Genomic DNA, 26,294 nt, shown 5'->3' with positions numbered 1-26,294 from the left:
AATCAGCCGCCGAGAACAAGGGGTTTCGGGTGCGAGTGGGACTGCTGACCCGGGAGTACCCGCCGGATGTGTACGGCGGTGCGGGCGTCCATGTGGAGTTCCTCGCCCGGGAGTTGAGGCCCCTGGTCGATCTCGACGTGCACTGCTGGGGTGAGGGCCGCACCGAAGGCGTCGTACGCCACCGCTCCTGGCCCACCCTCGACGGAGCCAACGACGCCCTGCGGACCTTCTCCGTGGACCTCTCCATGGCCGCCGCCCTCGAAGGCCGCGAACTCGTCCACTCGCACACCTGGTACGCCAACCTGGCCGGCCACTTCGCCAAGCTCCTGTACGGCATCCCGCACGTGATGACCGCCCACTCCCTGGAGCCGCTGCGCCCCTGGAAGGCCGAGCAGCTCGGCGGCGGATACGCCCTCTCCAGCTGGGCCGAGCGCACCGCGATCGAGGCCGCGGACGGCGTGATCGCCGTATCCGGGGCCATGCGCGAGGACATCCTCACCTGCTACCCGTCGCTGGACCCCGCCAAGGTGCAGGTCGTCCACAACGGCATCGACACCACGCTCTACCGGCCCGACCACGGCACGGACGTCCTCACCCGGCTCGGCATCGACCCCGACCGCCCCTACGTCCTGTTCGTCGGCCGCATCACCCGCCAGAAGGGCGTGCCCCATCTGCTGCGCGCCGTGCGGAACATCGACCCGGCCGCACAGGTCGTGCTCTGCGCGGGCGCGCCGGACACCCCCGAGATCGACCGGGAGTTCCGCGAGCTCTTCCAGGAGCTGAGCAGCGTCCGCGCGGGCGTCCACTGGATCCCGCAGATGCTGCCGCGCCCGGAAGTGATCCAGCTCCTCACCCACGCCACCGTGTTCGCCTGCCCCTCGGTGTACGAACCCCTCGGGATCGTCAACCTGGAGGCGATGGCCTGCGGTACGGCCGTGGTCGCGTCCCGCGTCGGGGGCATCCCGGAGGTGGTGGCACATGGGGAGACGGGGCTGCTGGTGTCCGTCGACGACGACTTCGAGGCCAACCTGGCGCTCGCTCTCGACGCCGTGCTCGCCGACCCGGAGACTGCGAAACGGATGGGTGAGGCCGGGCGGGAGCGCGCGGTGGGCGAGTTCGGCTGGGACGCCGTGGCGCTGCGCACCGCGCGGCTCTACGGGGAGATCGCCAAACAGGCTTAGTGTGCGCTGCTCAGGGGCAGGCTGGGGTCAACCAGGGTGAGGGGAGCGGCCATGCGTCGTGGCGGACCTTCGGTGCTCGGGATCGTACTGGCGGGCGGTGAGGGCAAGCGGCTGATGCCCTTGACCGCCGACCGGGCCAAACCCGCGGTCACCTTCGGCGGAACGTACCGCCTAGTGGACTTCGTGCTGTCCAATCTCGTCAACGCCGATATTCTGCGCATCTGCGTCCTCACGCAGTACAAGTCGCACTCGCTGGACCGCCACATCACCACCACCTGGCGCATGTCCAGCCTGCTCGGCAACTACGTCACACCCGTCCCGGCCCAGCAGCGCCTCGGCCCGCGCTGGTACCTCGGCAGCGCGGACGCGATCCTGCAGTCGCTGAACCTGATCTACGACGAGCGCCCCGAGTATGTCGCGGTGTTCGGCGCGGACCACGTGTACCGCATGGACCCGCGCCAGATGCTCGCCCAGCACATCGAGAGCGGCGCGGGCGTCACCGTGGCCGGAATCCGCGTCCCGCGCGCCGAGTCCTCGCAGTTCGGCGTGATCACACCGGGCTCGGACGGCCAGACCGTGGAGAACTTCCTGGAGAAGCCCGCCGACCCGCCCGGTCTGGTGGACGACCCGGAGTGCGTCTACGCCTCGATGGGCAACTACATCTTCACCACCAAGGCGCTGATAGAGGCCCTCCAGCGTGACGCGGAGGACCTCAACTCCGTGCACGACATGGGCGGTTCGATCCTGCCCGCGCTCACCGACCGGGGTGAGGCCGCGCTGTACGACTTCAGCGCCAACCACGTCCCCGGCGAGACCACCCGCGACCAGGGCTACTGGCGTGACGTCGGCTCGCTCGACGCCTACTACGACGCCCACATGGACCTCATCGCCGAGCGCCCCGCCTTCAACCTCTTCAACCGCAACTGGCCCATCTACACCCACTCCGGCCAGCTCTCCCCGGCCCGCTTCAACGCCGGCGGCATGGCCAGCGAGTCGATCATCAGCTCCGGGTGCCTCATCCGCGGCCAGGTCACGCGCTCGGTGCTGTCCCCGGGCGTGGTGGTCGACCCCGGAGCCGTCGTCCAGGGCTCGATCCTGCACGACAACGTCCACATCGGGCGGGGCGCGGTGGTCCGGGGCGCGGTCCTGGACAAGAACGTCGAGGTACCGCCGGGCGCGACGATCGGCGTCAACCCGGAGCGCGACGCGGACCTGTACACGGTCTCCAAGGGCGGGGTCATCGCACTCGGGAAAGGCCAACTCGTCACGTAACACCACGTCTTGGCGATCCGGGGCCCCGGTGCTTTTCGGCCGCACCGGGGCTTCGCGCTGTCCGGGTGCCTGCCCTGACCCCGTCCCGCCCAGGCCCTGTCCGTGCTTGTCATGTCCCTGGACGGAATGCGGAATCCGTGTTGTCATGCCAACTGCCGCCTATGACAACGTTGTTATGGAGGGTTCCGTGCGCATCAGACGACTCAGAGACCGACTCGCGCTCCTGCTCGCCCTGGCCCTCGGCATCGCCGGGCTGGCCGCCGTCCCCAGCGCGAGCGCCACCGCCGCCGACGACCCCGTCGAGATCCACGGCCTGAAGGGCGACTACTACACCCAGTCCGCCCCCGGCGCCTTCGACTTCGCCGACCTCAAGGCCACCGGCTTCGACCCGAACCTCGACTTCGACAACCTCGAACCCCGACTCGCCTTCACCACCGGCCGGTCCGACGACGTCAGCGTCCGCTGGACCGGCAAGCTCGTCCCGACGAAGACCGGCCCCCACACCTTCTCGATCATCGGCGACAACGGCTTCCGCCTCTGGATCGGCGGACAGCTCGTCATCGACCACTGGGTCGACGACTGGGACCGCGAACAGACCGCCGCCCCCGTCGAGTTGACCGCCGGCACGGCCTACGACATCAAGGTCGAGTACTTCGAGCACTACGGCGGCTCCAACCTCCACGTGCGCTGGACCGAGCCCGGCGGCACGAAGACGGCCATCCCACAGTCGGCCTTCCGGCTCCCCGACGGCTACGACTACGACGGCGCCATCGCCGCCACGGTCACGAGCACGGGCCGCACCCTGAAGCTCGACTTCGCCCAGCCCCTCGCCGCACCCCCGCCCGACCTGACCGACCACCTCGAAGCGGTGATCGGCGGCGCCAAGTGGCCTTTGGGGACAGCCAAGTTGGACCCGGCGGACCCGCGCACCCTGCTCGTCCCGCTCACCGAACCCGTCGTGGGCAACAAGACGGGCACCGCACCCGGCACCGCGGACATCCGCTACGACGGCGAAGCCGGCCTCGCCTCGGCCGATGGCAACGTTATCAACGGCTTCTGGAGCACCGGCCCGAACCGCTCCACCCATGAACTGCGCACCCAGTGGGCCGACCAGGTGGGCCCGCACAACGCCCTCCCCGAGTACCCGCGCCCCCAGCTCACCCGCACCGACTGGCGCAACCTCAACGGGAGTTGGCAGTTCGCCGCGGCCGCGGCAGGGGAGCAGCCCCCGGTCGGCAAGAACCTCGCCGAGCGCATCCTCGTCCCGTACCCCGTCGAGTCCCAGCTTTCCGGGCTCGAACGGCACGAGGACCGCATGTGGTACCGCCGCACCTTCACCGTCCCCGCCGACTGGAGAATCGGCTCGGGCAAGCGGCTGATGCTCAACTTCGGCGCCGTCGACTGGCGGGCCGAGGTCTACGTCAACGGCACGAAGGTCACCGAACACCAGGGCGGCTACGACAAGTTCGGCGCCGACGTCACCGACGCGCTGAAGCCCGGCCGCACCCAGGAACTGATCGTCGGTGTCTACGACCCCACCGACGCGGCGAACGGCGAGAACCCCCCGATCGGCAAGCAGCGGCTCGACCCGAGCGGCATCTGGTACACCCCGACCTCCGGCATCTGGCAGACGGTCTGGATGGAACCGGTCGCCTCCGACCACGTCGACTCCCTCAAACTCACCCCCGACGTCGCCAAGAGCCAACTCACCGTCGAGGCGCAGGGAGTTCGGGACGGCGTACCGATCACTGCGACGGCGTACGACGGAAAGCGGCAGGTGGCCACCGTGCACGGGCGCACAGGCGGACCGCTCACCCTGACTGTCAAGAACCCCCGTCTCTGGTCACCGGACGACCCGTTCCTCTACGACCTGAAGGTCACCGTCGGCAAGGACCGCGTCGGCAGTTACTTCGGGATGCGTTCGATCGCCGTCGAGAAGGTGAACGGCGTCCCGCGCACGGTCCTCAACGGCAAGCCCATCTTCATGATGGCCACGCTCGACCAGGGCTTCTGGCCGGACGGTCTCTACACGGCCCCGACCGACGAGGCGCTCGCCCATGACCTCAAGGTTCACAAGGAGTTGGGCTTCAACTCCGTGCGCAAGCACATCAAGGTCGAGCCCGACCGCTGGTTCTACTGGGCCGACAAGCTCGGCCTCATGGTGTGGCAGGACATGCCCGCGATGACCGCGGGGGTGAACCCGTCCGCCGCCGCCCGTGCCGAGTACGAGCGCGAGATGAAGCAGATGATCGACGAGCACATCAGCAGCCCGTCGATCGTCATGTGGGTGACGTTCAACGAGGGGTGGGGCCAGTACGACGAGGCCCGCATCGCCGACCAGGCCAAGGCCTGGGACCCGACCCGGCTCGTCAACAGCATGTCCGGCATCAACCTCGGCGTCGACGGCGGCACCGGCGACATCATCGACGAACACGGCTATCCCAGCCCCGCCCTGCCACCGCATCCGGACGGTCAACGTGCCCTGGTGAGTGGGGAGTACGGCGGTCTCGGGCTCGCGGTCCCGGGACACGCCTGGTCGGTGCAGCAGTCGTACGTGGACGTCGATCCGGCCGCCTACACCGACGACTACCTCGCCAAGCTCGCCGAGGTGCACGCCCTGACCTGCCAGGGGAGCAACGGCGCGGTCTACACCCAAATATCGGACGTCGAGGGCGAGTTGAACGGCCTGATGACCTACGACAGGCGGGTGCTCAAGCCGGACGTGCAGCGGGTGAAGGCCGCTCAGCAGGCCCTGATCCGCGACGCCTCGCAGGCGACTCCCGCGAACTGCCCCTCCGCCTGAACTTTTTCGCCAACTGGAGGCCCACCCGCATGAGATGGACCCGGCGCCTGCGCCTGTGCGTGGCGGGGGCGGTGGCAGCGTCCGCGCTGTTCGCCGTCCCCGGCACCGCCCAGGCCTCGACCGACAGCCGACTCACCGATCTGGTCAACCCGTTCATCGGCACCGAGAACGACGGGAACACCTATCCCGGTGCCGCCGTGCCCTTCGGCATGGTGCAGTTCTCGCCGGACACCGGCCACAACACCGGGTACGACTACTCCCAGAACCACATCCGCGGTTTCTCCCTCGTGCACCTCTCCGGCGTAGGCTGCGGGCTCGGCGGCGACCTGCCCGTGCTGCCGACGACCGGTGACGTGACGCGGACGGACTACGCCCAGTACGCGGCCGAGTTCAGCCACGACGACGAGCACGCGAGCCCCGGCTACTACCAAGTCGGCCTGAAATCAGGCATCGAGGCCGAACTGACGGCGACCGCGCGCACCGGCGTGCAGCGCTACACCTTCCCGGCCACCGACAAGGCCAACGTCCTGCTGAACGCGGCCCAGTCGCTCCACAGCGGGGTCACCTCGAAGGTCGAGGTCCTCGACAACCGGACCGTGCGCACCTCGATCACCGGCCGCGGCTTCTGCCAGGACACCAAGCCGTACACCGTCTACACGGTCACGCGCTTCGACCGGCCCTTCACCGCGTACGGAACCTGGAACGGTCCAACGGTGACCGCCGGTTCGAGGACCGGGAGCGGCGGCGCCTACGTCTGCTTCGACACGGGCAAGGACCGTACGGTCGAGGCGACCACAGCCCTGTCGTACGTCGACGCGCACGGCGCGGCCGTCAACCTCCGGGCGGAGGGCGGGAGTTCGTTCGACGCGGTACGTCACCAGGCCCAACGGGCCTGGGAGGACCGGCTCGACGACGTACGCGCGCAGGGCGGCTCCGACAGCCTGCGCCGGACCTTCTACTCGTCCCTGTACCGGTCCTTCCTCGCGCCCAACATCGGCAGCGACGCCGACGGCCGCTACACCGGCTGGGACCAACAGGTCCACCGGGCAAGGGACTTCACGTACTACCAGAACTGGTCCCTGTGGGACACCTACCGCACCCAGTCCCAACTCCTCGCCCTGCTCGCACCCCGCGAGGCCCGCGACATGGCGATCTCGGTGCTCAAGATCGACGACGAGAGCGGCTGGCTGCCCAAGTGGGGCTACGACACGGTCGAGACGAACATCATGACCGGCGACCCGGTCACGCCATTCCTCACCAACGCTTACCAGCAAGGCCTGTTGAAGGGGTACGAGGAGCGCGCCTACCGGGCGTTGAAGCAGAACGCCGACGGGGTGCCGCCCGCGGACTCGGCGGCGGTGGGCAGGGAGGCCAACGCGGAGTACCTCGCGAACGGCTTCGCGCCGTACATCAAGGACCGTCCGCACGTGAAGCCCGGTGACTCCGACTACGACCACGGGGCCTCGGCCACCCTGGAGTACGCCCTCTCGGACGCGATGCTCGCGCAGATGGCCCGCGACCTCGGGCACGGCGCCGACGCCGCGCGCTATGCCGCCCGAGCCCAGAGCTACCGGAACATCTTCGACCCCTCGACCGGCTTCTTCCGCGCCCGCGACGCCTCCGGCGCCTTCGTCGGACCGGCCGATCCGGCGCGGAGCGAGGGCTTCCACGAGGGCACGTCCTGGCAGTACCAGTGGCTGGTGCCGCAGGACCTGCCCGGCATGGTCGGCCTCATCGGCGGCCGGCAGGCGGCCAACGACCGGCTCGACTCCTTCTTCGCCTACGACCAGCTGCTGGCCGACCCGGCGAAGACCGCGCGCGAGGTGTGGGTCAACGGGCCGTACGACTACTACAACGCGGACAAGTACAACCCGCAGAACGAGCCCGACCTCATCGCCCCGTACACCTACCTCTCGACCGGACAGCCCTGGAAGACGACCGACGTCGTCCATGCCGCGCTGACCCTGTTCACGGACGGCCCGACCGGCATGACCGGCAACGACGACCTCGGCACGATGTCCGCCTGGAACGTGCTGTCGTCGATCGGGATCTTCCCGGTCCAGCCCGGCTACGACACCTGGGGCCTGTCGACGCCCGTCTTCGACCGGGTCGACCTGACCCTGGACCGCCGCTACTACCCGCACGGCGCCCTGACCATCAGGGCGCCCGGCACCTCGGCCGCCGACCGCTACATCCAGGCCGCCCGGACGGACGGGGCGTCGTACGACCGGACGTACCTGACCACCGGCGAGCTCCGCACCGTACGGTCGCTGGACTTCACGGTCGGCCCGCACCCGTCGGAGTGGGGTACATCACCCCAGGCGGCGCCACCTGCGCTGAAGTGATCCCGTGCGCCTCTAGAGTCCCGCCCCTCCCAGAGGGGCGGGATCGGGGCCGGATGTAATCTGCTGTTAACTGTGCGTAGCTTGATCGTACTTGACCGTAATCGCTTGTCAGCGCTTGACTGCTGGCTCACCCCTAGTCGACGCGAGGCAAGCAATTGACTTCTGACCTGCTCGCTCCTCTCGACCTTGCGTTCTGGAACATCGAGTCCGACCGGAACCCGATGCACCTGGGCGCACTCGGCGTCTTCTCGGCACACTCGCCGACCGCGGGAGCCCACGCCGCCGACCTCCTCGCCGCCCGTGCCGCCGCCGTCCCCGGGCTGCGGATGCGCATCCGGGACGTGTGGCAGCCGCTGTCCCTGTCCTTCGGGAGCGCCACCCGCGAGGCCGATCCCGACTTCGACCCGCTCCACCACGTCCGGCTGCACGCCCCGACCGCCGACTTCCAGGCGGACGCGGGCCGGCTCATGGAACGCCCGCTGGAGCGCGGCCGACCGCCGTGGGAAGCACATGTGCTGCCCGGCGAGGACGGTGCCTCGTTCGCGGTGCTCTTCAAGTTCCACCACGCCCTGGCCGACGGACTGCGGGCGCTGACCCTCGCCGCCGCCATCCTCGACCCGATGGACATGCCCGAGCGCCGCCCGCGCCGCGCGGAACCCGCGCGCGGCCTGATCCCCGACGTGCGCAAACTGCCCGAACTGGTCCGCGGTGCCCTCTCCGACGTCGGCCGGGCCCTCGACATCGGGGCGTCCGTCGCCCGCTCCACCCTGGACGTCCGCTCGTCGTCGGCGCTGACCTCCGAACCCTCGGGCACCCGCAGTACCGCCGGAGTCGTCGTCGACCTCGACGACGTGCACCGCATCCGCAAGACCGTCGGCGGCACCGTCAACGACGTGCTCATCGCGGTCGTCGCGGGCGCCCTGCGCAGCTGGCTCGACGAACGCGGCGACGGCAGCGAGGGCGTCTCACCCCGCGCCCTGATCCCCGTCTCCAAACGCCGCCCGCGCAGCGCGCAGCCCCAGGGCAACCGGCTCTCCGGCTACCTGATACGGCTGCCCGTCGACGACCCGGACCCCCTCGCCCGGCTCGACTCCGTGCGCGCCGCCATGGACCGCAACAAGGACGCCGGACCCAACCGGGGCGCCGGCGCCGTCGCCCTGCTCGCCGACCACGTCCCGGCGCTCGGCCACCGCCTCGGCGGACCCCTCGCGGCGCAGGCCGCCCGGCTCTGGTTCGACATCCTCGTCACCAGCGTCCCGCTGCCCGGCATCGGCCTGAAGCTCGGCGGCAACCCCGTGACCGCGGTCTTCCCGTTCGCCCCGCTGGCCCGCGGCCAGTCCCTCGCGGTCGCCGTCTCGACGTACCGGGGACAGGTCCACTACGGCCTGGTCGCGGACGCCGAGGCCGTACCGGATCTCGATGTGTTCGCCCGCGCGCTGACCGAGGAGGTGGAGACACTCATCACCGCCTGCGGGTCGTGACCTGGAGCGGGTTTGGTGCTGCGGCCCGGCGCTCCGTAAAATTCCCGGTTCGACGGTGTGCGCGATCGAGCGCCGCCGCGGATGACCCAAGGAAACGGCAGCGCGATGACGGTGACAGAGAACGGCTCCACGACCCCGGACGAGGTCGTGTACGGGCCCGGCATCGACCCCGAGCGGCTGGCCGTCTGCCTCAGCGTGCTCGACGAGCTGGAGAAGATCGACGTCGACCACCCCGACGCGATCACCGTCCGCCGCGCCACCGCGGGCATCTACCGCAGCGTCAAGCAGCGCCGCCGCCAGGAGCGCCGGGCCGCGAAGACCGCGCACGACAAGGCCGTCACCGAGTCCACCGCGACCGGCTCCGCCCAGCGCATCGACGACGAGACCGAGGGCCTCCTCCCGTCGTCGGTGACGGAGGAGGGCCGGATCGCCGGGATACTCCAGCGCCCCCGCTCCTGCTACACCTGCAAGACCCGGTACGTGGAAGTCGACTACTTCTACCACCAGCTCTGTCCCGACTGCGCCCGCCTGAACCGCGAGAAGCGCGACGTCCACGCCGACCTCACCGGCAAGCGCGCGCTGCTCACCGGCGGCCGCGCCAAGATCGGCATGTACATCGCGCTGCGGCTGCTGCGCGACGGCGCCCACACGACGATCACCACGCGCTTCCCGAAGGACGCCATCCGCCGCTTCAAGGCGATGGACGACTCGGCGGACTGGCTGCACCGCCTGGAGGTCGTCGGCACCGACCTGCGCGACCCGGCGCAGGTCGTGGCCCTCGCCGACCAACTCGCCGAGGCGGGCCCCCTCGACATCCTGATCAACAACGCGACCCAGACCGTACGCCGCCTGCCCTCCGCCTACGCCGCGCTCGTCGACGGCGAGAGTGCCCCGCTGCCCGCCGGTGAACTCCCTGCCCACCACGTCATCGGCGCCTTCGGCTCCGGCGCGGTCGACGGCCTGGCCGCGCTGCCCGTCGGCATCAGCGGCCTCGACGCCCAGCAGGTCGCCGACCTCGCCCTGGTCGCGGGCAACGCCAGCGTCGCCCGGCACCTCGACGGCACCGCCATCGACGCCGGCGGCCTCGTCCCCGACGTCGTCGACACCAACACCTGGGTGCAGACCATCGAGCAGATCTCCCCGGTGGAGCTGCTGGAGACCCAACTCTGCAACTACACCGCCCCGTTCATCCTCATCAGCAAGCTCCGCCCCGCCATGGCCGCCGCCGCGAAGTCCGCGAGGAGCGGACGCGCGTACATCGTCAACGTCTCCGCGATGGAAGGCGTCTTCGGCCGCGGCTACAAGGGCGCCGGACACCCCAACACCAACGCCGCCAAGGCCGCGATGAACATGGTGACCCGCACCAGCGGCCAGGAGATGTTCCAGAGCGACGGCATCCTCATGACCTCGGTCGACACCGGCTGGATCACCGACGAACGCCCCCACTACGACAAGCTCCGCCTCGCCGAGGAGGGTTTCCACGCCCCGCTCGACCTGATCGACGGAGCCGCCCGCGTCTACGACCCGATCGTCCTCGGCGAACGGGGCGAGGACCTGTACGGCGTCTTCCTGAAGGACTACGCGCCGGGCAAGTGGTAGTCCGCGACCGGCGTCGAGTGGTGCGGGCTCGCTGTCAGGTGCGGTGAGGCGGCGCCGCCGACCGCAGCCGGTCGTGGACGGCGTACCCGCCCGACGCGTACGCCGCCCGCACCCGGGTCCCGCCGTCCACCAGCAGCTCCGCCCCGGTGATCCACTCGGCCTGGTCGGAGGCCAGCCACAGCACGGCGCGTGCGATGTCGGCCGGTTCGCCGATCCGGCCGAGCGGCAGCCCGGCGGCGACCTCCGCCTCACCGGGCTCCCACACGAACCGGGCCATGTCGGTGCGGACAAGCCCGGGGGAGACGGAGTTGACCCGCACCGTCGGCGCGAGTTCACCGGCGAGCTGCTGCGTGAGATGAAGCAGGGCCGCCTTACTGGTGCCGTACGCCCCGACGTTCGGCCCGACATGACCGGCGCCCTCCGTGCACACGTTGACGACAGCGCCGCCGTGCTCTCGCATCCACGCCCGCCACGCGCACTGCATCAACCGGAGCGGCGCCTCGACGTTCACCGCGAACGCCGTGCGCCACGCGTCCGGATCGGCGTCCATGAGCGGGCCGTACGGCTGGTTCGTCGCCGCGTTGTTGACGACCACGTCGATCCGCCCGAAGGCGCGCAGCGCCAACTCGGTCAGCTCGCGCAGGTGTTCCGGATCGGCGACATCCCCGGCCAGACCGACACCGCCCAACTCCTCGGCGCTGCGGCGCACTTCGTCGACATCCCGCGCGCTCACGCACACCAGCGCCCCGGCCCCGGCGAACGCCTCGGCGACCGCGCGGCCGATCCCGCGCGTGCCCCCGGTGACCAGGGCGACCCGACCTCGCAGACCGTACGACGACGTCATCGCCGTACCGTCTCATGACGGACCGTCAGTCAACAGCCCCCAGACGGGAGTTGGGCAGTCGTGAGTGCTGGGCGGCGACGATGCCCAGCACTGTGCGCCAGTCCTCCAGGACGCCGGCGTCGAGGCCGACGACCTTGCCCGCGTCGTCGGCCTGGCGCAAGGTGATCGCGTCGTCGGCGAACGGGTCGCGTTCGAAGGCGGCGGCCTCAGCGGGGGACATGGGGCCGCCCTGCGTCCGGAGGGTGAGCGTGCTCTGGGCGGACAGGTCGCGGCCGGGGGAGGAGGCCGCCAGATAGCGCTTCGCGGGCACGTGCAGGCGGACCAGGTGGGCCACTCGCTCGCCGAGCAGGGCGCGGACGGCGTCCGCCGCGTGGTCCGCGTGCCCGGCGCCGTCACCCGGCCGCAGCAGATGCCCGATGTCGTGGACCAGGCCGGCGACCTGAAGTTCCTTGTCGGCGGGGCGACTTCGGCGCAGCAGCGCGGCCGTCTGCAGCGCATGGTCGTGCAGATCGACCGGATCGCCGCTCCGGTCGGGGGTGTCCCAGGCGCCCCGACACGCGTACAGCAGATCCATCAGCTCCTCGACGCTGCGCAACTCCATGCGTCAGTCCTCCCGCGAGACAGCCTGTGCGGAACCTCAGGGGATCATGACGAGCTTGCGGATCGGCCAACGGGACCTGAACTGCGTGACGCCTTGAGCGGCGTAGCTTGGCGGAGTTCGCTGGTCGGTTCCCGGGCCGGCCCTGGCGGGCCGGCCCGGGAGGGCTCACTGAACGTAGGTGTAGTGCGGGCTGTCGTACTGAGGCCCGTTCTTCTCGTAGGTGAACCAGTAGGTCAGGGTGGAACCGGTGGTGAGCGTGACGTTCTGTGTCCAGGTGCCGCCGCTGTTGGTCATCCGGAAGTTCTGCTGGCCGGTGCCGTTGACGAGGTAGTGCACATCGACGTACGCGGCGGGTGTGGTCGGAACGAACGTGATCTGCGCCTGACTGGCGCTCACGTGGGTCACCCCGGCGGTGTAGTCCGGTGTCGTCGTGCTTCCGCCGGTGCTTCCGCCCGTCGTGCTGCCCGTCGTACTGCCTGTGGTGCCGCCGGTCGTCGTGCCGCCGGTGGTGCTCCCGCCCGGGCTCTGCTGATAGACGGCGAACCAGTCGACGCTCATGGCGGCACCGGATGTGATGCTGCCCGCCTGCGCGGCCGAACTGCACCCGCAGACCTTGTCGGGGTAGGAACCGGCGATCGCCAGGTCGAAGATGGCCATGAATCCGTGGTCGACGGCCGCCTGCCATGTCGCGACCGACACCTGGTTCTCGTTGACGGTGAAGGTCAGATTGCCGTCGAGGTAGAAGCGGAGCTGCTCCGCGGAGGTGTTCGTGCGGTCGATGATCGCGGAGTACGTGTGGTAGCCGGTCTGGCAGCCCGCGCACGGCTGAAGATTGCTGGTGATGCCGTCGGGATCGTGGCACTCGCCTGCCCACACGCCGCAGTGGAAGGTGGTGGAGTGCTGGCTCAGCGCGTTGACGTCCTCCATGATGTCGAACTCGCCGATGCTCGGCCAGTTCGTCGCGCCGACCGGGCGGGCCGCGCCGCCCATCGCCCAGAACGCGGGCCAATACCCCAGTCCGTTCTGCGGGTTGGGCTGGAGGATGGACGCGCTCATCTGGAGCTGTCCGCCGGCCGGGGCGGCGAAGTCGGTGCGCTGGGTCTCGATGCGTCCCGAGGTCCAGTGGCCGGACCCGTCGCGGAGAGCCTTGATGACCAGGTGTCCCTGGCCGTCCTGGTAGACGTTGTTGGTGGAGTCGGTGGCCGACTCGATCTCGCCCGTTCCCCAGTTGGCGGCACCTCCCGCGTAACTGGTGCCCAGGTCGTACAGCCAGTCGGTCCGGTTCAGCGCGCTGCCGGAAGCGCCGTTGAAGTCGTCCGAGAAGAGGGTGGTCCAACCGGCCGGCGCGCCCGGTACGGCCGCCGAGGCGCTGCCGCCGCTGCCGATCAGGCCTGCGAGCGCGCCGATGAGCAGCACCAGGGCGCTGCCCAGAACGAGGGGGACGGTTCTCTGCCTGCCGGCCGGAACACCGGCAGGTGGTGGGGAGGTTGTCATCGTTGTGGTGCTCCCTGTCAAGCATGCGGGATGGGAGTGCTGCGGGGGCCTGCCTCCTGGTGGGGCTGGGGAGCAGGTCGTCTCCGTCGTCTGGCGACATGGTCTGCTGACATCTTTGAGAGCGCTCTCAGGGTGATCATGAGTCTGCGGTTCTTCGTTGTCCTCCTCTGCGTCGACGCCGCCGCACCGTGGATCCCTGGTGCGCGCGGCTGATTACGGACGATCCGTCATGTCGTGTGAGAACGGCTTGAGTTGGCTGCTCGCCGGGCATGGATCGCCGCTTCAATGCAGGAGTGTCCGGCGCGGCTCTCCATGCGTCAATGGCTTCAACGTGATCGGTTGAGGAGTAGGTCTCCTGGCGACGCTCTATGGAGCTCCGGAGAAGGTCCGAACCAAGTTCCGCCGAGCTGTGGAGCGTCCTCCGGTGATCGGTCGAGCGCGGCTTTGTCTCGTTGAGCTGCGGTTCTGCGATGACGGCGTCAGAAGGGGGGTTCTGTCGCCGAGCCGACGGCCGTTGAAGCCGATCGCGGACCTTGCACGGCGGCTTCAGGAGTCGAAGGCAAACGCTCCGACACCCGAGCGGCCAGCCGTACCCGCTCCCCGTTCGTCAGATCACCGCGACCAGCACCGAGATCCACGCGCCGACAGTCGCATGAGCCGCCGGACAGAACCTGGTCGAGCACCTTCTCGCCGGGCTGCGAGGGCCAGTTGGGGGCGGGAGGGGGTGGACGGGAGGCTGAGCGAACTCGAAGGCCGGCGGATGCGGGATGACTGCGCGAAGGTCCGGTGGCCGAGTCCGGACGCTCCCTGACCGCACCGGCGTGCACGCGATGTGCGCGGGCTCCGGTAGCCCATCGGGTCCGGGCAGGCCAGACTCGGTGGCTGCATGTCCCTAATTTTTACCCCATGTTTTCAGCCCCATCGAGCGGTGGGCCGCTCATTTGGTTAATCTGAGGCAGACGGACAGCGACAAGGGGTCCCACCCACACCCATGGTCCGTCCCGGGACAAGCCGGTCACAACGGCCTGCTCTCACACGAGTAACTGGCGCCACCGCGTCCGAACTGCCTACAACCCACGCCCGAGCGGGCCAGGTACCGGACCGGAGACGGCCGGTTGTGCCCCGAGGGTGACCCGACACATAAGGAGTGCGCGGTGACACCGGAGAAGACGAATCGCGAGCAACGCCCCAAGGAACACACGGAGCGTGCGGGCCACCGGTCCGACGAGCTCGGCAGCCTGGCCGTGTGGGCACGGTCCGCCCCCATCCGACTCGCGGGCTACGAGGACGACCTCGCCGAGCCCCACATCCTGCCCAGCGTGGACTGACCCCCACGGGACCCATCGCGATCGCCGACAGCATGGGCGTGCGAAAATCACGCCCATGCTGATCAGAGAAGCCGCGGCCGACGACTGGCCGCGGATCTGGCCTTTCTGGCACCGGATCGTCGCCGCCGGCGACACCTACACCTGGGCCCGGGACACCTCCGAAGAGGCGGCCCGGGCCCTGTGGACGTCCCCGCCGAAGCGCGTGTACGTCGCCGAGGACGAGACCGGGACCGTCGTCGGCTCGGCCTACGTCACCCCGAACTACGGCGGCCCCGCCGACCGCATCGCCAACGCCGGTTTCATGGTCGACCCCGACCACGGCGGCCGCGGCATCGGCCGCGCCCTCGCCGAGCACATCCTCACCGCCGCCCGCGACCAGGGCTTTCGCGGCATGGTCTTCAACGCGGTCGTCGAGACCAACCCCGCCGTCAAGCTCTGGCTCTCCTTCGGCTTCACGATCCTGGGCACGGTGCCGGACGCCTACGACCATCCCCGGGACGGCCGCGTCGGCCTGCACGTCATGTACCGAGCCCTCTAGAAGCGCCCCTAGAGGCACCTTCTAGAAGCGCCTGCTGGAAGCACCCTCTAGTCGAGCGGCGCCGTCCGCACCCACGGGTGCAGCTTCTCCAGCTCCTCCGCCAGGTCCAGCAGCGCCGCCTCTGATCCCGGCCGCCCCACGAGCTGTACGGCGCAGGGCGCGCCGGAGGGCAGGGTGCCGAACGGGACCGACATCGCGGGCCAGCCGGTGAGGTTCCAAGGGGGCGTCATCGGCGAGTAGTTGGTGTTCGCCAGCACATTGCGCAGCCAGCCCCGCTCGTGCCACGGCCCGGCCTTGGGGGAGCGGCGGGCCAGCGCCGCCGTCAGCAGGATGTCGTGCTCGGCGAAGAACGGCGTCAGGCGCTCCCGCAGCTGCTCCCGAGCCTTGCCGGTACGGACGCTCTTCACGAACCGGCGTCCGATCGCCGCGTGCACCCGGGTCCGCCGCGTCAGCTTCCGCGGGTCGAGCCCCGCCGCGTCCACCGACGTGCCCGCCGTCCAGTGCGCCAGCGATGTGTTGCTCAGGGACAGCGGATACGGCGGATCGGCGCGGTGCAGCGCGTGACCGGCCTTGGTCAGCAGCCCGGCCGCCTCCCGTACGGCGGTCGTATACGGCTTGCTCACGGCGACTCCGGCGAGCGGGCTGCGCACGGAGACGGCGACTTTTCGGGGGGTCGGCCCGTCGGGGCGTACGACCTCGATGTCCGCGATGACCGAAAACATCAGCCGGGCGTCCTCGACGGTCGTCGCGAGGGGTCCGTTCTCGGACATTCCGAACCAGTCGCCGTCGCCGATGCCGGCCGGTACGACCCCGAACCCCGGCTTGATGGTGACCAGACCGCAGTTGGCCGCCGGGATGCGCAGCGAGCCCATGCCGTCGTTGCCGAGGGCGATCGGCACCATGCCGGCGGCGACCGCGGCCGCGCTGCCGCCCGAGGAACCGCCCGCGGTGCGGGTGGTGTCCCACGGGTTGCGGGCGGTGCCGTGGACGCCCTCGGTCGTGCCGAAGACGCACAGTTCGGGCACGTTCGTCAGCCCCACGACCACCGCACCCGCCGCCCGCAGCCGGGACACGGTGACATGGTCGTGGTCGGCGGGCGTGTCCGGGGTCGCGGCGGAGCCGACCCGGTTGGACTCGCCGGTCACCGGGAGGTTGTCCTTCACGGCCACCGGCACGCCCGCCAGGGGGAGTTCGGCCAGATCGGCCCGCGCGCCCACCTCGTCGGCCTCCGCGAGGGCGGCCTCCGCCCGCACCGCCCGGAACGCGCCGATGCGCCCGTCGAGCCGCTCGATCCGGGCGAGATGCTCGGCCACCACCTCACGGGGCGTGACCCGCTTCTCGCGTACGGCGGCGGCGATCTCGACGGCGGTACGGCCGACCCAGCTGGTCACGGGCGCGCTCCTTCTCACTACTCGCGAGTATGTAGGGAGAACTGTGCCTCGCCCGGGGCGGTGCGTCGAGAGGTGAGCGGTCGTGGAGAACCAAAGGCTGCCCGTCGTGGAGAACCAAGGGTTGCCAGTTGTGGAGAACCACGGGTTGCCGGTTGTGGAAAGCCACGGGCCGCCGGCCTTGGACATTCGGTCCCGTCTTCTTGGACTTTTCGTGGGCCGGTACCGGGCGGGTTCCGACTGAGCTGCTGGTCATCCGATCAATGGCCCAACTTGGCTGATCCCGCCGCCCATTGACAGTCCCTGAGCGCAGTCCAACTATCAGTCGTCCGATCAATCGCGACCGGTGGAGTGGCATGTCTGAGTGCAGGAAGAGACGGTTCCGGTTCATCGGCTTCGCGGCGGTGTTCGCACTGCTCGCGGCACCCGCGCCGGCGGTCGCGGTCCAGCAGGAGCGGGCGGTGCCGGTGACCGTGCCGGCGCTCTCCAACTGGACACCCCAACCCGGGAGTTACGACTTCGGGGCCGGGACCCGGCTCGTGGCCGGCAGCAGGAGCGAACGCGAGGTCGCCGACACGCTCGCCGACGACCTCAAGTCGGCCGGTCACGGAACAGTGCCCGTCGTGCGGGGCGGCGCCACCCGGCCCGGTGACATCGTGATCGAAGTCCGGCCGTCGAAGGGCTCGTTGGGCGCGGAGGGCTATGAACTCCAGGCAGGCGAACGGCTGTCGGTGACCGGCGCGACCGAGACCGGCGCTTTCTACGGCACCCGGACCCTCCTCCAACTGCTCGCGCAGGGCGACCACATCCCCGCCGGACGCACGGTCGACGTACCGCGCTACAAGGAACGCGGGGTCGGCGTCTGCGCCTGCTACGTCCACATCTCCCTGCCCTGGCTGGAGAACCTGGTGCGCGAGATGGCGTACCACAAGCTCAACCAACTGCTCCTCGAACTCAAGGTGAAGAGCGCCGCGCACCCCGAGGCGAACACCTGGGGCTACTACACCCGGGACGAGATGCGCAGTCTCGTCGCGCTCGGCGACAAGTACCACGTCGAGATCATCCCCGAGATCAACTCCCCGGGCCACATGGACCCGTGGATAGAGAACCGCCCCGATCTCCAGCTCACCGACAGCGACGGCAACAAGCAGCCCGCCCGGCTCGACGTCACCCAGCAGGCCGCGTTCGACTACTACACGAGCCTCATGGACGAGTACGCGCAGGTCTTCACCGCGTCGTCCTGGCACATGGGCGCCGACGAGTACATGCTCGGCTCCGACTACTCCAAGTACCCGCAGATGCTGCGCTACGCCCAGGAGAAGTACGGCGCGAACGCCACCCCGCAGGACGCCTACATCGACTTCATCAACCGCGTCCAGGCCTACGCCGCGAGCAAGGGCAGGAAGCTGCGCATCTGGAACGACGGACTCACCGGTGCCAACACCGTGCCGGTGGCCGCCGGTACGACGGTCGAGCACTGGCTGAACGTCACGGAGAAGCCGAGCCGACTCATCGCCCAGGGCTACCCGTTGATGAACGCGGCCTACTCCCTCTACCTCGTCCGCGGCGGCTTCCACAGCGACACCGAGGCCCTGTACGACCAGAGCTGGGACCCACGCAGCTTCGAGGGCGAGAAGGTCACCTCCAGCGACGGCATCACCGGCGCGAAGATCAGCCTCTGGCCCGACAACGGACGCGGCGAGACCGAGAACGAGGTCACCGCCGACACCGAGCCCGCGCTACGGCACCTCGCCCAGGCGACCTGGGGCGACCCGCACCCCGACGCCACGTACGCCGCGTTCACCGCGCGGGGCACGGCAGTTGGGCATGCGCCCGGGTGGCGGGACCTGACACGGGTACCGGTGGCGGACGGGACGTACACCTTCCGGACGGCGGGCGCGACCATGGCCGCCACGGTGCGGCGCACACCGGACGGCTATGCGACGGTGCGGACCGCCGAGGGCTGCCTGGAGATACAGGGCGGCAAGCTCACCCTCAACGTGCCGCTCCAGCCCGGGGTTTCGGCCACCCCGCAGCCCTGCGACGCCACGAACACCATGCAGCGCTGGGAGTTGGCGCCCGCGACGGGCGGCTACCGGCTCGTGAACGCGATCACGCAGATGGCGCTGAGCGTCGCGGACGACGGCCGGCTCGTGCAGTACCCGCCGGACCAACACCAGCCCTCCACTTGGCACTTGACCGCCCACTGACCAACCAGAGGAGTCCCACCCCATGGCCCTCTCCAGACGTCTCTTCGTCCTCTCGGCCACCGCACTCGCCGCGACCGGCACCGCCACGGCATCCGCCCTCGCGGCGACCCCGCCCCCGTCCGGCTCCCGTTCCCGCATCCCCGTCAGCCCCGACGACACCGAGGCCGAGCTGGTCCGCAAGGCCTCCCAAGTCCGGCCCACCGCACGGCAGGTGGCCTGGCAGAAACTGGAGCGGACGGCGTTCCTGCACTTCGGCGTGAACACCTTCACCGGGCTTGAGTGGGGGACCGGTGACGAGGACCCGAACGTGTTCCAGCCGACCGGCCTCGACACCGACCAGTGGGCCCGCGCCCTGCGCGACGGCGGTTTCAAGCTCGCCATCCTCACCGTCAAGCACCACGACGGCTTCGTCCTCTACCCCTCCCGCTACACCAACCACACGGTCGAGTACAGCAGTTGGCGTGCCGGCCAGGGTGACGTACTGCGCTCCTTCGCCGACTCCATGCGGCGGTACGGCCTCAAGGCCGGCGTCTACCTCTCGCCCGCCGACGAGAACCAGTACCTCCACGGCGTCTACGCCAACGGCAGCGCACGCGCCACGCGCACGATCCCGACACTCGTCGACGGCGACGACCGCTCCCCGGACGCCTTCTACACTCTGGACGCCACCGACTACGGCGCCCACATGCTCGACACCCTCTACGAAGTGCTGACCGAGTACGGTCCGATCGACGAGGTCTGGTTCGACGGCGCCCAGGGCCGCATCCCGCCGGGCCACGTCGAGGACTACGACTGGGACAGTTGGTACACCCTGGTCAGGTCGCTGGCCCCGGACGCGTCGATCGCCGTGACCGGCCCGGACGTGCGCTGGGTCGGCAACGAGGGCGGCATCGCGCGGGAGGACGAGTGGAGCGTCCTCCCGGTGAAGGAGGAGCAGTACGGGCGCACGGACTGGGCGTTGTCGTACGACACCCCCGACGAGGGCAGCCGTGGCGCGCTGGTCTCGGCGCAGCCGAACACCGACTACCTCCAGTGGTGGCCCGCCGAGTGCGATGTGTCGATCCACGACGGCTGGTTCTACCACCCGGACCAAGTCCCCAAGAGCGTCGACGAGTTGATCGACATCTACTTCGGCTCGGTCGGCCGGAACTCGGTCCTGCTGCTCAACGTCCCACCGGACACGGACGGCGTGCTGGCGGCCCCGGACGTGGCACGCCTGCGCGAGTTCCGCGAGCGCGTGGACCGGGAACTGCCCGAGGACCTGGCGCGCGGGGCCCGGACGACCACCTCGCCGGGCCGGGTCACCGTCGACCTGGGCACGCAACAGGCCGTCGACCGCGTCCGGTTGGCGGAGGACACAGGGCGCTACGGCCAGCAGGTCGAGGGCTTCGTCGTCGAGGCGTACGCCGACGGGGCGTGGACGGAGGTCACCCGCGCGGGAACGATCGGCGCGAGCCGCATCCTGCTGCTGGCCGCGCCTGTACGCGCTAGGCGGTGGCGAGTTCGTGTGACGGCAGCCCGGGACACCGTGAAGATCGCGGAGTTCGGGCTGTACCGGTCACAGGTCTGAGCGACTGCGGACTCGCCTGACCTCACATGTCGCTGAGGAGTTTCTCCAGGAAGGCCACCGACTCGGGGGCCGGTGAGGCCACCATGCTGAGCCGGTCCATGACCGCGAGATAGCGGTCGACCTCTTCGGGCTTGTCCAAGTAGAGGGCGCTGGTGAGCTGTTCGAGGTAGACGATGTCCGGCAGGTCCGGCACCGGGAAGCGCAGCACGGTGATCGGACCGCCGGCGGCCGCGTGGCCGCCCACGTGGAACGGCAGAACCTGGAGCGTGACGTTCGGCAGGGCGGCCGTCTCGATGAGGTGCCGCAACTGCTCGCGCATCACGTCCGCCCCGCCGAGCGGACGGCGCAGCGCCGCCTCGTCCACCACGACCCACAGCTTCGGAGCGCCGGGTCTGGTGAGCAACTCCTGCCGGGTCATGCGGAGTTCGACACGGCGCTGGATCGCGTCCGGGGTGTCGATGGGACGGCCGAGCCGGATGACGGACTCGGCGTACGCGGCGGTCTGCAACAGGCCCGGGATGAACTGGACTTCGTAGGTGCGGATGAGGGAGGTGGCCTCCTCCAGACCCAGGTGCTGCTCGAACCAGGTCGGGAAGGCGTCGCCGTACGCGCGCCACCAGCCGGGTTCGTTGGCACGGCGGGCGGAGTCCAGGAACTCCTGGCGCACATCGGGCTGTTGGAGGCCGTACAGCGTCAACAGGTCGGCCACGTCGCGCTCCTTGAAGCCGACGCGGCCCAGCTCCATGCGGCAGAGCTTGGCGTCCGACGCGCGTATCGCCGAAGCGGCCGTGTCCCGGGTGATGTTGAGGGACTCGCGCAGGCGGCGCAGACGCGTGCCCAGCATGATGCGCTGGACCGTCGGACCGCCGCGCTGAAGGCTCAGCACGTCCGAACCCGAGGGAGCGTATTCCGGTTGAGCTGCAGTCATGTTCATCCCCTCGGCGGTCGCGCCGATACCGTCCGCAAGTTTTCGGGACTCAAGAGAGGATCGTAGCACCGAGGTTCCGGATAACTGCGGGGAGTGAAGGAGCCGGAAGGTGCCGGCCTGTGTCCGGCGCCTTCCGGCCAATCCGCGGGTTTGCCTGACCTCAGCGGCCGGGGAGTAGGCCGTCGAAGTCGCCGTCCTTCACACCGCGGACGAACGCGGAGATCTCGGCGCTGGTGTAGACGAGCGCCGGACCTTCGGGGTGACGCGAGTTGCGCACGGCGACCTGGCCGTCGGAGAGCGCGGCCAACTCGACGCAGTTGCCCTCGGGGTTGCTGTGGTGGCTCTTGCGCCACTGCGCGTCGCTCAGCAGGGTCGCCGACATGCCGTTCGCGTGCTCTATGTGAGGCCTCATCGCTCCCCCGGAAGATCGAATGCAATTGCAGCTTCAATTGCATCCATTGGTGATGTGCAGGACGATAGCCCTCGGGTGGGCCGCTCGCAAGATCGTCTGCAATTGCAGCGGTAATTGCCGATGCACTTGCGTTCGCAGGGGCAGGCGGAGGACGATGCTCCGGACAGGTGTAGTGCGCGCAGGTGTTCTCTCTTCCCAGGGGTCTCAGGGGTCGCGATGTCCGCAGAGCAAGTCGTACGACCGGTCGACACCCTGCGGATCGAGGGGACTTGGGAGTGGCTGTGCAGAGCCGTCGACCAGGTGGGACCGCCCGACCCGGGACAGGCCGTCACCCTGGTGCCCGCCGTCGGCGACGGATGCGACCCGGCCCTCTGTTCCGTCCTGGTCGTGCCGCCGATGCCTCGATCGGCCCAGGTGGCACGTGACTTCACCCGCGCGGCACTGGCCGGCCGGGCCGGGGACGAACTCGTCGACGACATGACGGTCACCGTGTCGGAGCTGGTGAGCAACGCGCTGCGTTACGGGCGGGCGCCCAACTCCCGTGCGGAGCCGCAGCCTTCACTGTGGCTCGCGGTGTGGGACCGGCTGCCGTACGCGATGTGCGCGGTCACCGATGACAGTGATCGCATACCTGTCGAGGGGCACCCCGACGAGTTCGCGGAGTCCGGGCGCGGTCTGCAGGTGGTCTCCGCGCTGAGCGAGTCGTGGGGCTGGAACCTGCGGGCGGGCGGCGGGAAGACGGTCTGGGCGCTGTTCAGGATCTGACCCGAGACACACGCGCCTCCGACGAGAGAGACCTGGGAAGGCGAGAGGGGCACCGGTAACTGCCGGTGCCCCTCTTCCGTGTTGCTGCTCAGGCCTTGCGGCCGATGCCGCAGATCGCGTCCACGTCGGACGGGTCTCGGCCCACGTCGACCGGCTCCGGGTGCCACTGCGAGGTGGGTACGATGCCGGGCTCGATGACCTCCAGGCCCGCGAAGAACGCCTCGATCCGCTCGGGGCCGCGCAGGTGGTACGAGCTGGCGGAGTTGGCGTTGTACACCGAAATCGCCTGGTTCAGCGCGGCGTTGGTGTCGGTGCCGTCGCTCAGCGCGAGGTAGCTGCCCGGGGGCAGGGCCTCCAGGAAGCGGGCCACGACGGACTCGGGCTCGTCCGAGTCCGGGATCTGGCCCAGGATGCCCAGCATCGTCAGCGCGATCGGCTTGCTGAAGTCCAGTGTCTTGGCGGCGACTTCGAGAATCCCCTCGGGGTCGCGCACATCGGCGTCGAGATAGGCGCAGGCGCCCTCCGGGGTGCTGGTGAGCAGCGCCTGCGCGTGCACCAGCACCAGCGGATCGTTGTCGACGTACACGATGCGGCTCTCGGGCGCGATGCGCTGCGCCACCTCGTGCGTGTTGTCGACGGTGGGCAGGCCGGTCCCGATGTCGAGGAACTGGCGGATGCCCGCCTCCTCGGCGAGATAGCGCACCGCCCTTACCAGGAAGCGTCGTTGGAGTCGGGCGAGCAGGGCGATGTCCGGGAACATCTGGACGATCATTTCGCCGGCTTCGCGGTCGGCGGCGTAGTTGTCCTTGCCGCCCAGGAGGAAGTTCCACACACGGGCGGAGTGCGGCCGGTCGAGCTGGAGCCGGTCGGCCAGCGGGTCTTCGGAGGTCATGGGCAAAGCCTCACACGAAGTACCCGGCGGTGTCCGGCGATTCGGACTCGAATCGGGAGTTACGGCACGCTCAGTCCCGCGCCGTCCCCGTGCTGTCCCGTTCGATCAGCCGGGGCACCGGCACCCGCACCGTGCGCGCCGGACCGCCGTCCAGCAGAGCGGTCAACTCCCGCGCCGCCGTACGGCCGAACTCCACGCTGTCGCGGGACAGCGCCGACAGCCACGGCCGGACCATGCGGCACAGCGCGGAGTCCTCCCAGGCGACCACCGACACGTCCGCCGGTACGGAGAAGCCGAGTTCGGCCGCGGCGGCCACCCCGGCGACAGCCATCACGTCGTTGTCGTAGATCAACGCCGTTGGGGGAGCCGCGACTTCGAGGACCCGGCGGGTGACGGCGGCGCCCGCGGCGTCCGAGTAGTCGGTGGTCACCGAGCGCACCTCGGTCAGCCCGCGCCGCGCGGACTCGGCGCGCAGGGCGCGGATGCGGCGCTCGGTGTGCGCGAGGCCCGGCAGGCCCGCGATGTGCACGATCCGCCGATGGCCGCGCGCGTACAACTCGTCGACCACCGACGCCATCGCGCCCGCGTCGTCCGCCCACACCGTCGACAGACCGGGATGCCGTTCGTCGGGTGCGCCGCCGATCACCACGGCGGGCAGGCCCAGTTCGTCGAGGAGGTCGGGCCGCGGGTCGTCGGTGCGCGGGTCGGCCACCAGGACGCCGTCCACGCGGTGCTCGGCCCACCAGCGCCGGTACACCGCGCACTCGTCGTCGACGTCCTCGGCCATCTGGAAGAGCAGCCCGAGATGGCGCTCGGCGAGCACCTCCTGGATGCCCGAGACGAGTTGGAGGAAGAACGAGTCGACGCCGAGGGTGTCCGCGGGCCGGGCGAGGACGAAACCGACCGTCGCCGCACCCTCCCCGGACAGCGCCCGCGCCGCCGTACTCGGCCGCCAGCCCAGCTGCTCCGCGACCCGGCGCACCCGGTCACGGGTGATCTCGGAGACGCCGGGCCGGCCGTTGAGCGCGAAGGAGACCGCGCTCTCGGACACGCCGGCGCGCTGCGCGATGTCCTTCATCGTCGGCCGACGCGCGGGCGACCGCTTGCCTGACAACCCCTGCCCTCCATTCCACCGGTGCCGCGCGCTAATGCGCTTGAGTCCGCACACCCTAAAGCGCATTAGTGATCCACCGCAAGAATGCGAACACACCTCTCTGACCTGTGTAGTTGTCTGGATCCGGCCAACTAATGAATTTAGCTGAGCGGAATCCATTGACTCGCCCGCCGGAGAGCGTGCAAGGTCTGCCCCGGCACGATTGGCCAACCCCCACTGCAAAGGAGCCACTCGCCGTGCGCATCTCCCGCAGAGTCTTCGCCGCAGCTGCCGCCGCCGTAGTCCTCATGCCGCTGAGCGCCTGCGGTTCCGGGGGAGACGACGGCGGTTCGACCGACGCCTCGGGCAAGGTGGAGGGTGACATCACCTTCCAGACCTGGAACCTCCGCGCCAACTTCAAGTCCTACTTCGAGGGCGTGATCTCCGGCTTCGAGAAGAAGTACCCCGGCACCCATGTGAAGTGGATCGACCAGCCCGCCGAGGGCTACGCCGACAAGATCAGCGCGGACGCCGCCGGCGGCACCCTGCCCGACGTCGTCAACGTCTCCCCGGACCTCGTCGCCCCGCTCGCCAAGGCGGGCCTCGCGCTCGACCTCGACAAGTCGGCCGCGAAGTACAAGAGCGAGTATCTGCCCGGTGCTTGGGCCAGCCACGAGATACCGGGCATGACCGGCACCTACGCCTTCCCCTGGTACCTCAACACGGGCCCGCTCTTCTACAACAAGTCCCTCTTCAAGCAGGCCGGACTCGACCCCGACCAGCCGCCGAAGACGTACGACGAACTCTTCGCCCAGGCCCTCCAGCTGGCCCAGAAGACCGATGGCAAGGTGGCGACCCTCGCCAACGTCCCCACCGTCGAGGACTTCGGCCGCTACGGCGTCCAGCTCATGAACAAGGCGGGCACCGCCTTCGCCTTCAACGACGCGAAGGGCGTCGAACTCCTCACCAAGTACAAGGAGTTGTACGACGCGAAGGCCCTCGACTCGCAAGCGCTGACCGCCACCCCGGAGTCGTCCGGCAAGAAGTTCCTGACCGGCGCCGTCGCCATGAACCCCGGCAGCGCCCTGGACCTCGACAACTTCAAGAAGCAGGCGCCCACCCTCTATAAGAACATCGGCATCACCGACCAGATCACCAGCACGGGGCACGTCAACATGTACGTGATGGGCGTGATGGTCAACTCCAAGACCAAGCACACCCCCGCCTCGGTGGCCTTCGCGCACTACGTCACCGACGCCCAGCAGCAGATGTCGTTCGCGAAGAAGGTCGCCATCTTCCCGAGCACCGCCGGCTCCCTCGACGACCCGTACTTCACCAAGGAGGACGGCACCGACGAGACACGGGTACGGATCGCCGCCGCCAAGTCCCTGAAGAACGCCGTCAATTACACGCCGGTGCTGTTCAGCGAGCAGATGAAGACCGCGCTGCGCAACGAGGTCGCCAAGGCGCTCCAGGGCAAGGAGAGCCCCGAGACGGCTCTCGACAACGCTGTCAAGGCGTGCAACACGCTGCTCCAGCAGGAAGGCTGA

20 protein-coding genes are annotated in these 26,294 nt (G+C 69.6%); 12 read left to right on the top strand and 8 right to left on the bottom strand.

What is annotated here, in order from left to right:
* The first annotated feature begins 29 nt into the window (after positions 1–29).
* The 6 genes from glgA to OG714_RS07560 all read left to right on the top strand — a co-directional run bounded on the left by glgA (position 30) and on the right by OG714_RS07560 (position 10,681).
* Positions 30–1,181, top strand: coding sequence for a glycogen synthase (gene glgA / locus OG714_RS07585; protein ID WP_406119475.1), 1,152 nt, complete (start codon positions 30–32; stop codon positions 1,179–1,181).
* A 51-nt stretch (positions 1,182–1,232) separates the two neighbouring features.
* Entirely contained in the window at positions 1,233–2,453 is a 1,221-nt protein-coding gene (gene glgC / locus OG714_RS07580; RefSeq protein ID WP_406119474.1) for a glucose-1-phosphate adenylyltransferase, read from the top strand.
* Positions 2,454–2,640: 187 nt separating this feature from the next.
* Positions 2,641–5,256: a PA14 domain-containing protein gene (locus OG714_RS07575; RefSeq protein ID WP_406119472.1), complete on the top strand. Its 2,616-nt coding sequence runs from the start codon at positions 2,641–2,643 to the stop codon at positions 5,254–5,256.
* A gap of 29 nt (positions 5,257–5,285) precedes the next feature.
* Positions 5,286–7,601: a GH92 family glycosyl hydrolase gene (locus OG714_RS07570; RefSeq protein ID WP_406119470.1), complete on the top strand. Its 2,316-nt coding sequence runs from the start codon at positions 5,286–5,288 to the stop codon at positions 7,599–7,601.
* A 155-nt stretch (positions 7,602–7,756) separates the two neighbouring features.
* Positions 7,757–9,082 carry a wax ester/triacylglycerol synthase family O-acyltransferase gene (locus OG714_RS07565; RefSeq protein ID WP_406119469.1) on the top strand — a complete coding sequence of 442 codons (1,326 nt, stop codon included), beginning with the start codon at positions 7,757–7,759 and terminating at the stop codon, positions 9,080–9,082.
* A gap of 105 nt (positions 9,083–9,187) precedes the next feature.
* Complete coding sequence (locus OG714_RS07560) at positions 9,188–10,681, top strand: SDR family NAD(P)-dependent oxidoreductase (RefSeq protein WP_406119467.1); 1,494 nt, start codon at positions 9,188–9,190, stop codon at positions 10,679–10,681.
* A gap of 34 nt (positions 10,682–10,715) precedes the next feature.
* Here OG714_RS07560 and OG714_RS07555 read toward each other — a convergent pair whose 3' ends face one another.
* From OG714_RS07555 to OG714_RS07545, 3 genes are all read right to left on the bottom strand, one after another.
* Positions 10,716–11,525 carry an SDR family oxidoreductase gene (locus tag OG714_RS07555; RefSeq protein WP_406119465.1) on the bottom strand — a complete coding sequence of 270 codons (810 nt, stop codon included), beginning with the start codon at positions 11,523–11,525 and terminating at the stop codon, positions 10,716–10,718.
* Positions 11,526–11,550: 25 nt separating this feature from the next.
* Positions 11,551–12,126, bottom strand: coding sequence for an HD domain-containing protein (locus OG714_RS07550; RefSeq protein ID WP_406119464.1), 576 nt, complete (start codon positions 12,124–12,126; stop codon positions 11,551–11,553).
* A gap of 165 nt (positions 12,127–12,291) precedes the next feature.
* Positions 12,292–13,620 carry a glycoside hydrolase family 16 protein gene (locus OG714_RS07545; protein WP_406119462.1) on the bottom strand — a complete coding sequence of 443 codons (1,329 nt, stop codon included), beginning with the start codon at positions 13,618–13,620 and terminating at the stop codon, positions 12,292–12,294.
* A gap of 1,154 nt (positions 13,621–14,774) precedes the next feature.
* On the opposite strand from OG714_RS07545, the gene OG714_RS07540 reads away from it, so the two are divergent.
* Together OG714_RS07540 and OG714_RS07535 are read left to right on the top strand one after the other, a co-directional pair.
* Entirely contained in the window at positions 14,775–14,948 is a 174-nt protein-coding gene (locus OG714_RS07540) for a hypothetical protein (protein WP_199810877.1), read from the top strand.
* 55 nt (positions 14,949–15,003) lie between these two features.
* Positions 15,004–15,486, top strand: coding sequence for a GNAT family N-acetyltransferase (locus OG714_RS07535; RefSeq protein WP_406119460.1), 483 nt, complete (start codon positions 15,004–15,006; stop codon positions 15,484–15,486).
* A 47-nt stretch (positions 15,487–15,533) separates the two neighbouring features.
* Here OG714_RS07535 and OG714_RS07530 read toward each other — a convergent pair whose 3' ends face one another.
* Positions 15,534–16,877: an amidase gene (locus OG714_RS07530; protein WP_406119459.1), complete on the bottom strand. Its 1,344-nt coding sequence runs from the start codon at positions 16,875–16,877 to the stop codon at positions 15,534–15,536.
* A 353-nt stretch (positions 16,878–17,230) separates the two neighbouring features.
* Here OG714_RS07530 and OG714_RS07525 point away from each other — a divergent pair, with 353 nt between their 5' ends.
* Entirely contained in the window at positions 17,231–19,084 is a 1,854-nt protein-coding gene (locus OG714_RS07525) for a family 20 glycosylhydrolase (RefSeq protein WP_406119458.1), read from the top strand.
* Between the two features lie 22 nt (positions 19,085–19,106).
* Positions 19,107–20,654, top strand: coding sequence for an alpha-L-fucosidase (locus OG714_RS07520; protein ID WP_406119456.1), 1,548 nt, complete (start codon positions 19,107–19,109; stop codon positions 20,652–20,654).
* A gap of 22 nt (positions 20,655–20,676) precedes the next feature.
* On the opposite strand, the gene OG714_RS07515 is transcribed toward OG714_RS07520, so the two are convergent.
* Positions 20,677–21,582 carry a helix-turn-helix domain-containing protein gene (locus OG714_RS07515; protein WP_406119455.1) on the bottom strand — a complete coding sequence of 302 codons (906 nt, stop codon included), beginning with the start codon at positions 21,580–21,582 and terminating at the stop codon, positions 20,677–20,679.
* 160 nt (positions 21,583–21,742) lie between these two features.
* Positions 21,743–21,994: a DUF397 domain-containing protein gene (locus tag OG714_RS07510; protein WP_033279071.1), complete on the bottom strand. Its 252-nt coding sequence runs from the start codon at positions 21,992–21,994 to the stop codon at positions 21,743–21,745.
* Positions 21,995–22,210: 216 nt separating this feature from the next.
* On the opposite strand from OG714_RS07510, the gene OG714_RS07505 reads away from it, so the two are divergent.
* Positions 22,211–22,759, top strand: coding sequence for an ATP-binding protein (locus OG714_RS07505; RefSeq protein WP_406119453.1), 549 nt, complete (start codon positions 22,211–22,213; stop codon positions 22,757–22,759).
* Positions 22,760–22,847: 88 nt separating this feature from the next.
* On the opposite strand, the gene OG714_RS07500 is transcribed toward OG714_RS07505, so the two are convergent.
* The gene (locus OG714_RS07500; RefSeq protein ID WP_406119451.1) at positions 22,848–23,651 is read right to left on the bottom strand and encodes an SAM-dependent methyltransferase; all 804 of its coding nucleotides are present in this window, start codon (positions 23,649–23,651) and stop codon (positions 22,848–22,850) included.
* A 70-nt stretch (positions 23,652–23,721) separates the two neighbouring features.
* Positions 23,722–24,729, bottom strand: a complete 1,008-nt coding sequence (locus OG714_RS07495) for a LacI family DNA-binding transcriptional regulator (protein ID WP_406131747.1) — start codon at positions 24,727–24,729, stop codon at positions 23,722–23,724.
* A 272-nt stretch (positions 24,730–25,001) separates the two neighbouring features.
* On the opposite strand from OG714_RS07495, the gene OG714_RS07490 reads away from it, so the two are divergent.
* On the top strand, positions 25,002–26,294 hold the full coding sequence (locus tag OG714_RS07490; RefSeq protein WP_406119450.1) for an ABC transporter substrate-binding protein: 1,293 nt from the start codon (positions 25,002–25,004) through the stop codon (positions 26,292–26,294).

It is taken from the genome of Streptomyces sp. NBC_00989 (assembly GCF_045162655.1).
Taxonomy (GTDB): Bacteria; Actinomycetota; Actinomycetes; order Streptomycetales; family Streptomycetaceae; genus Streptomyces.
Note: the sequence above shows the minus strand (reverse complement) of the source record. Positions and strands in the feature narration are given on the sequence as shown.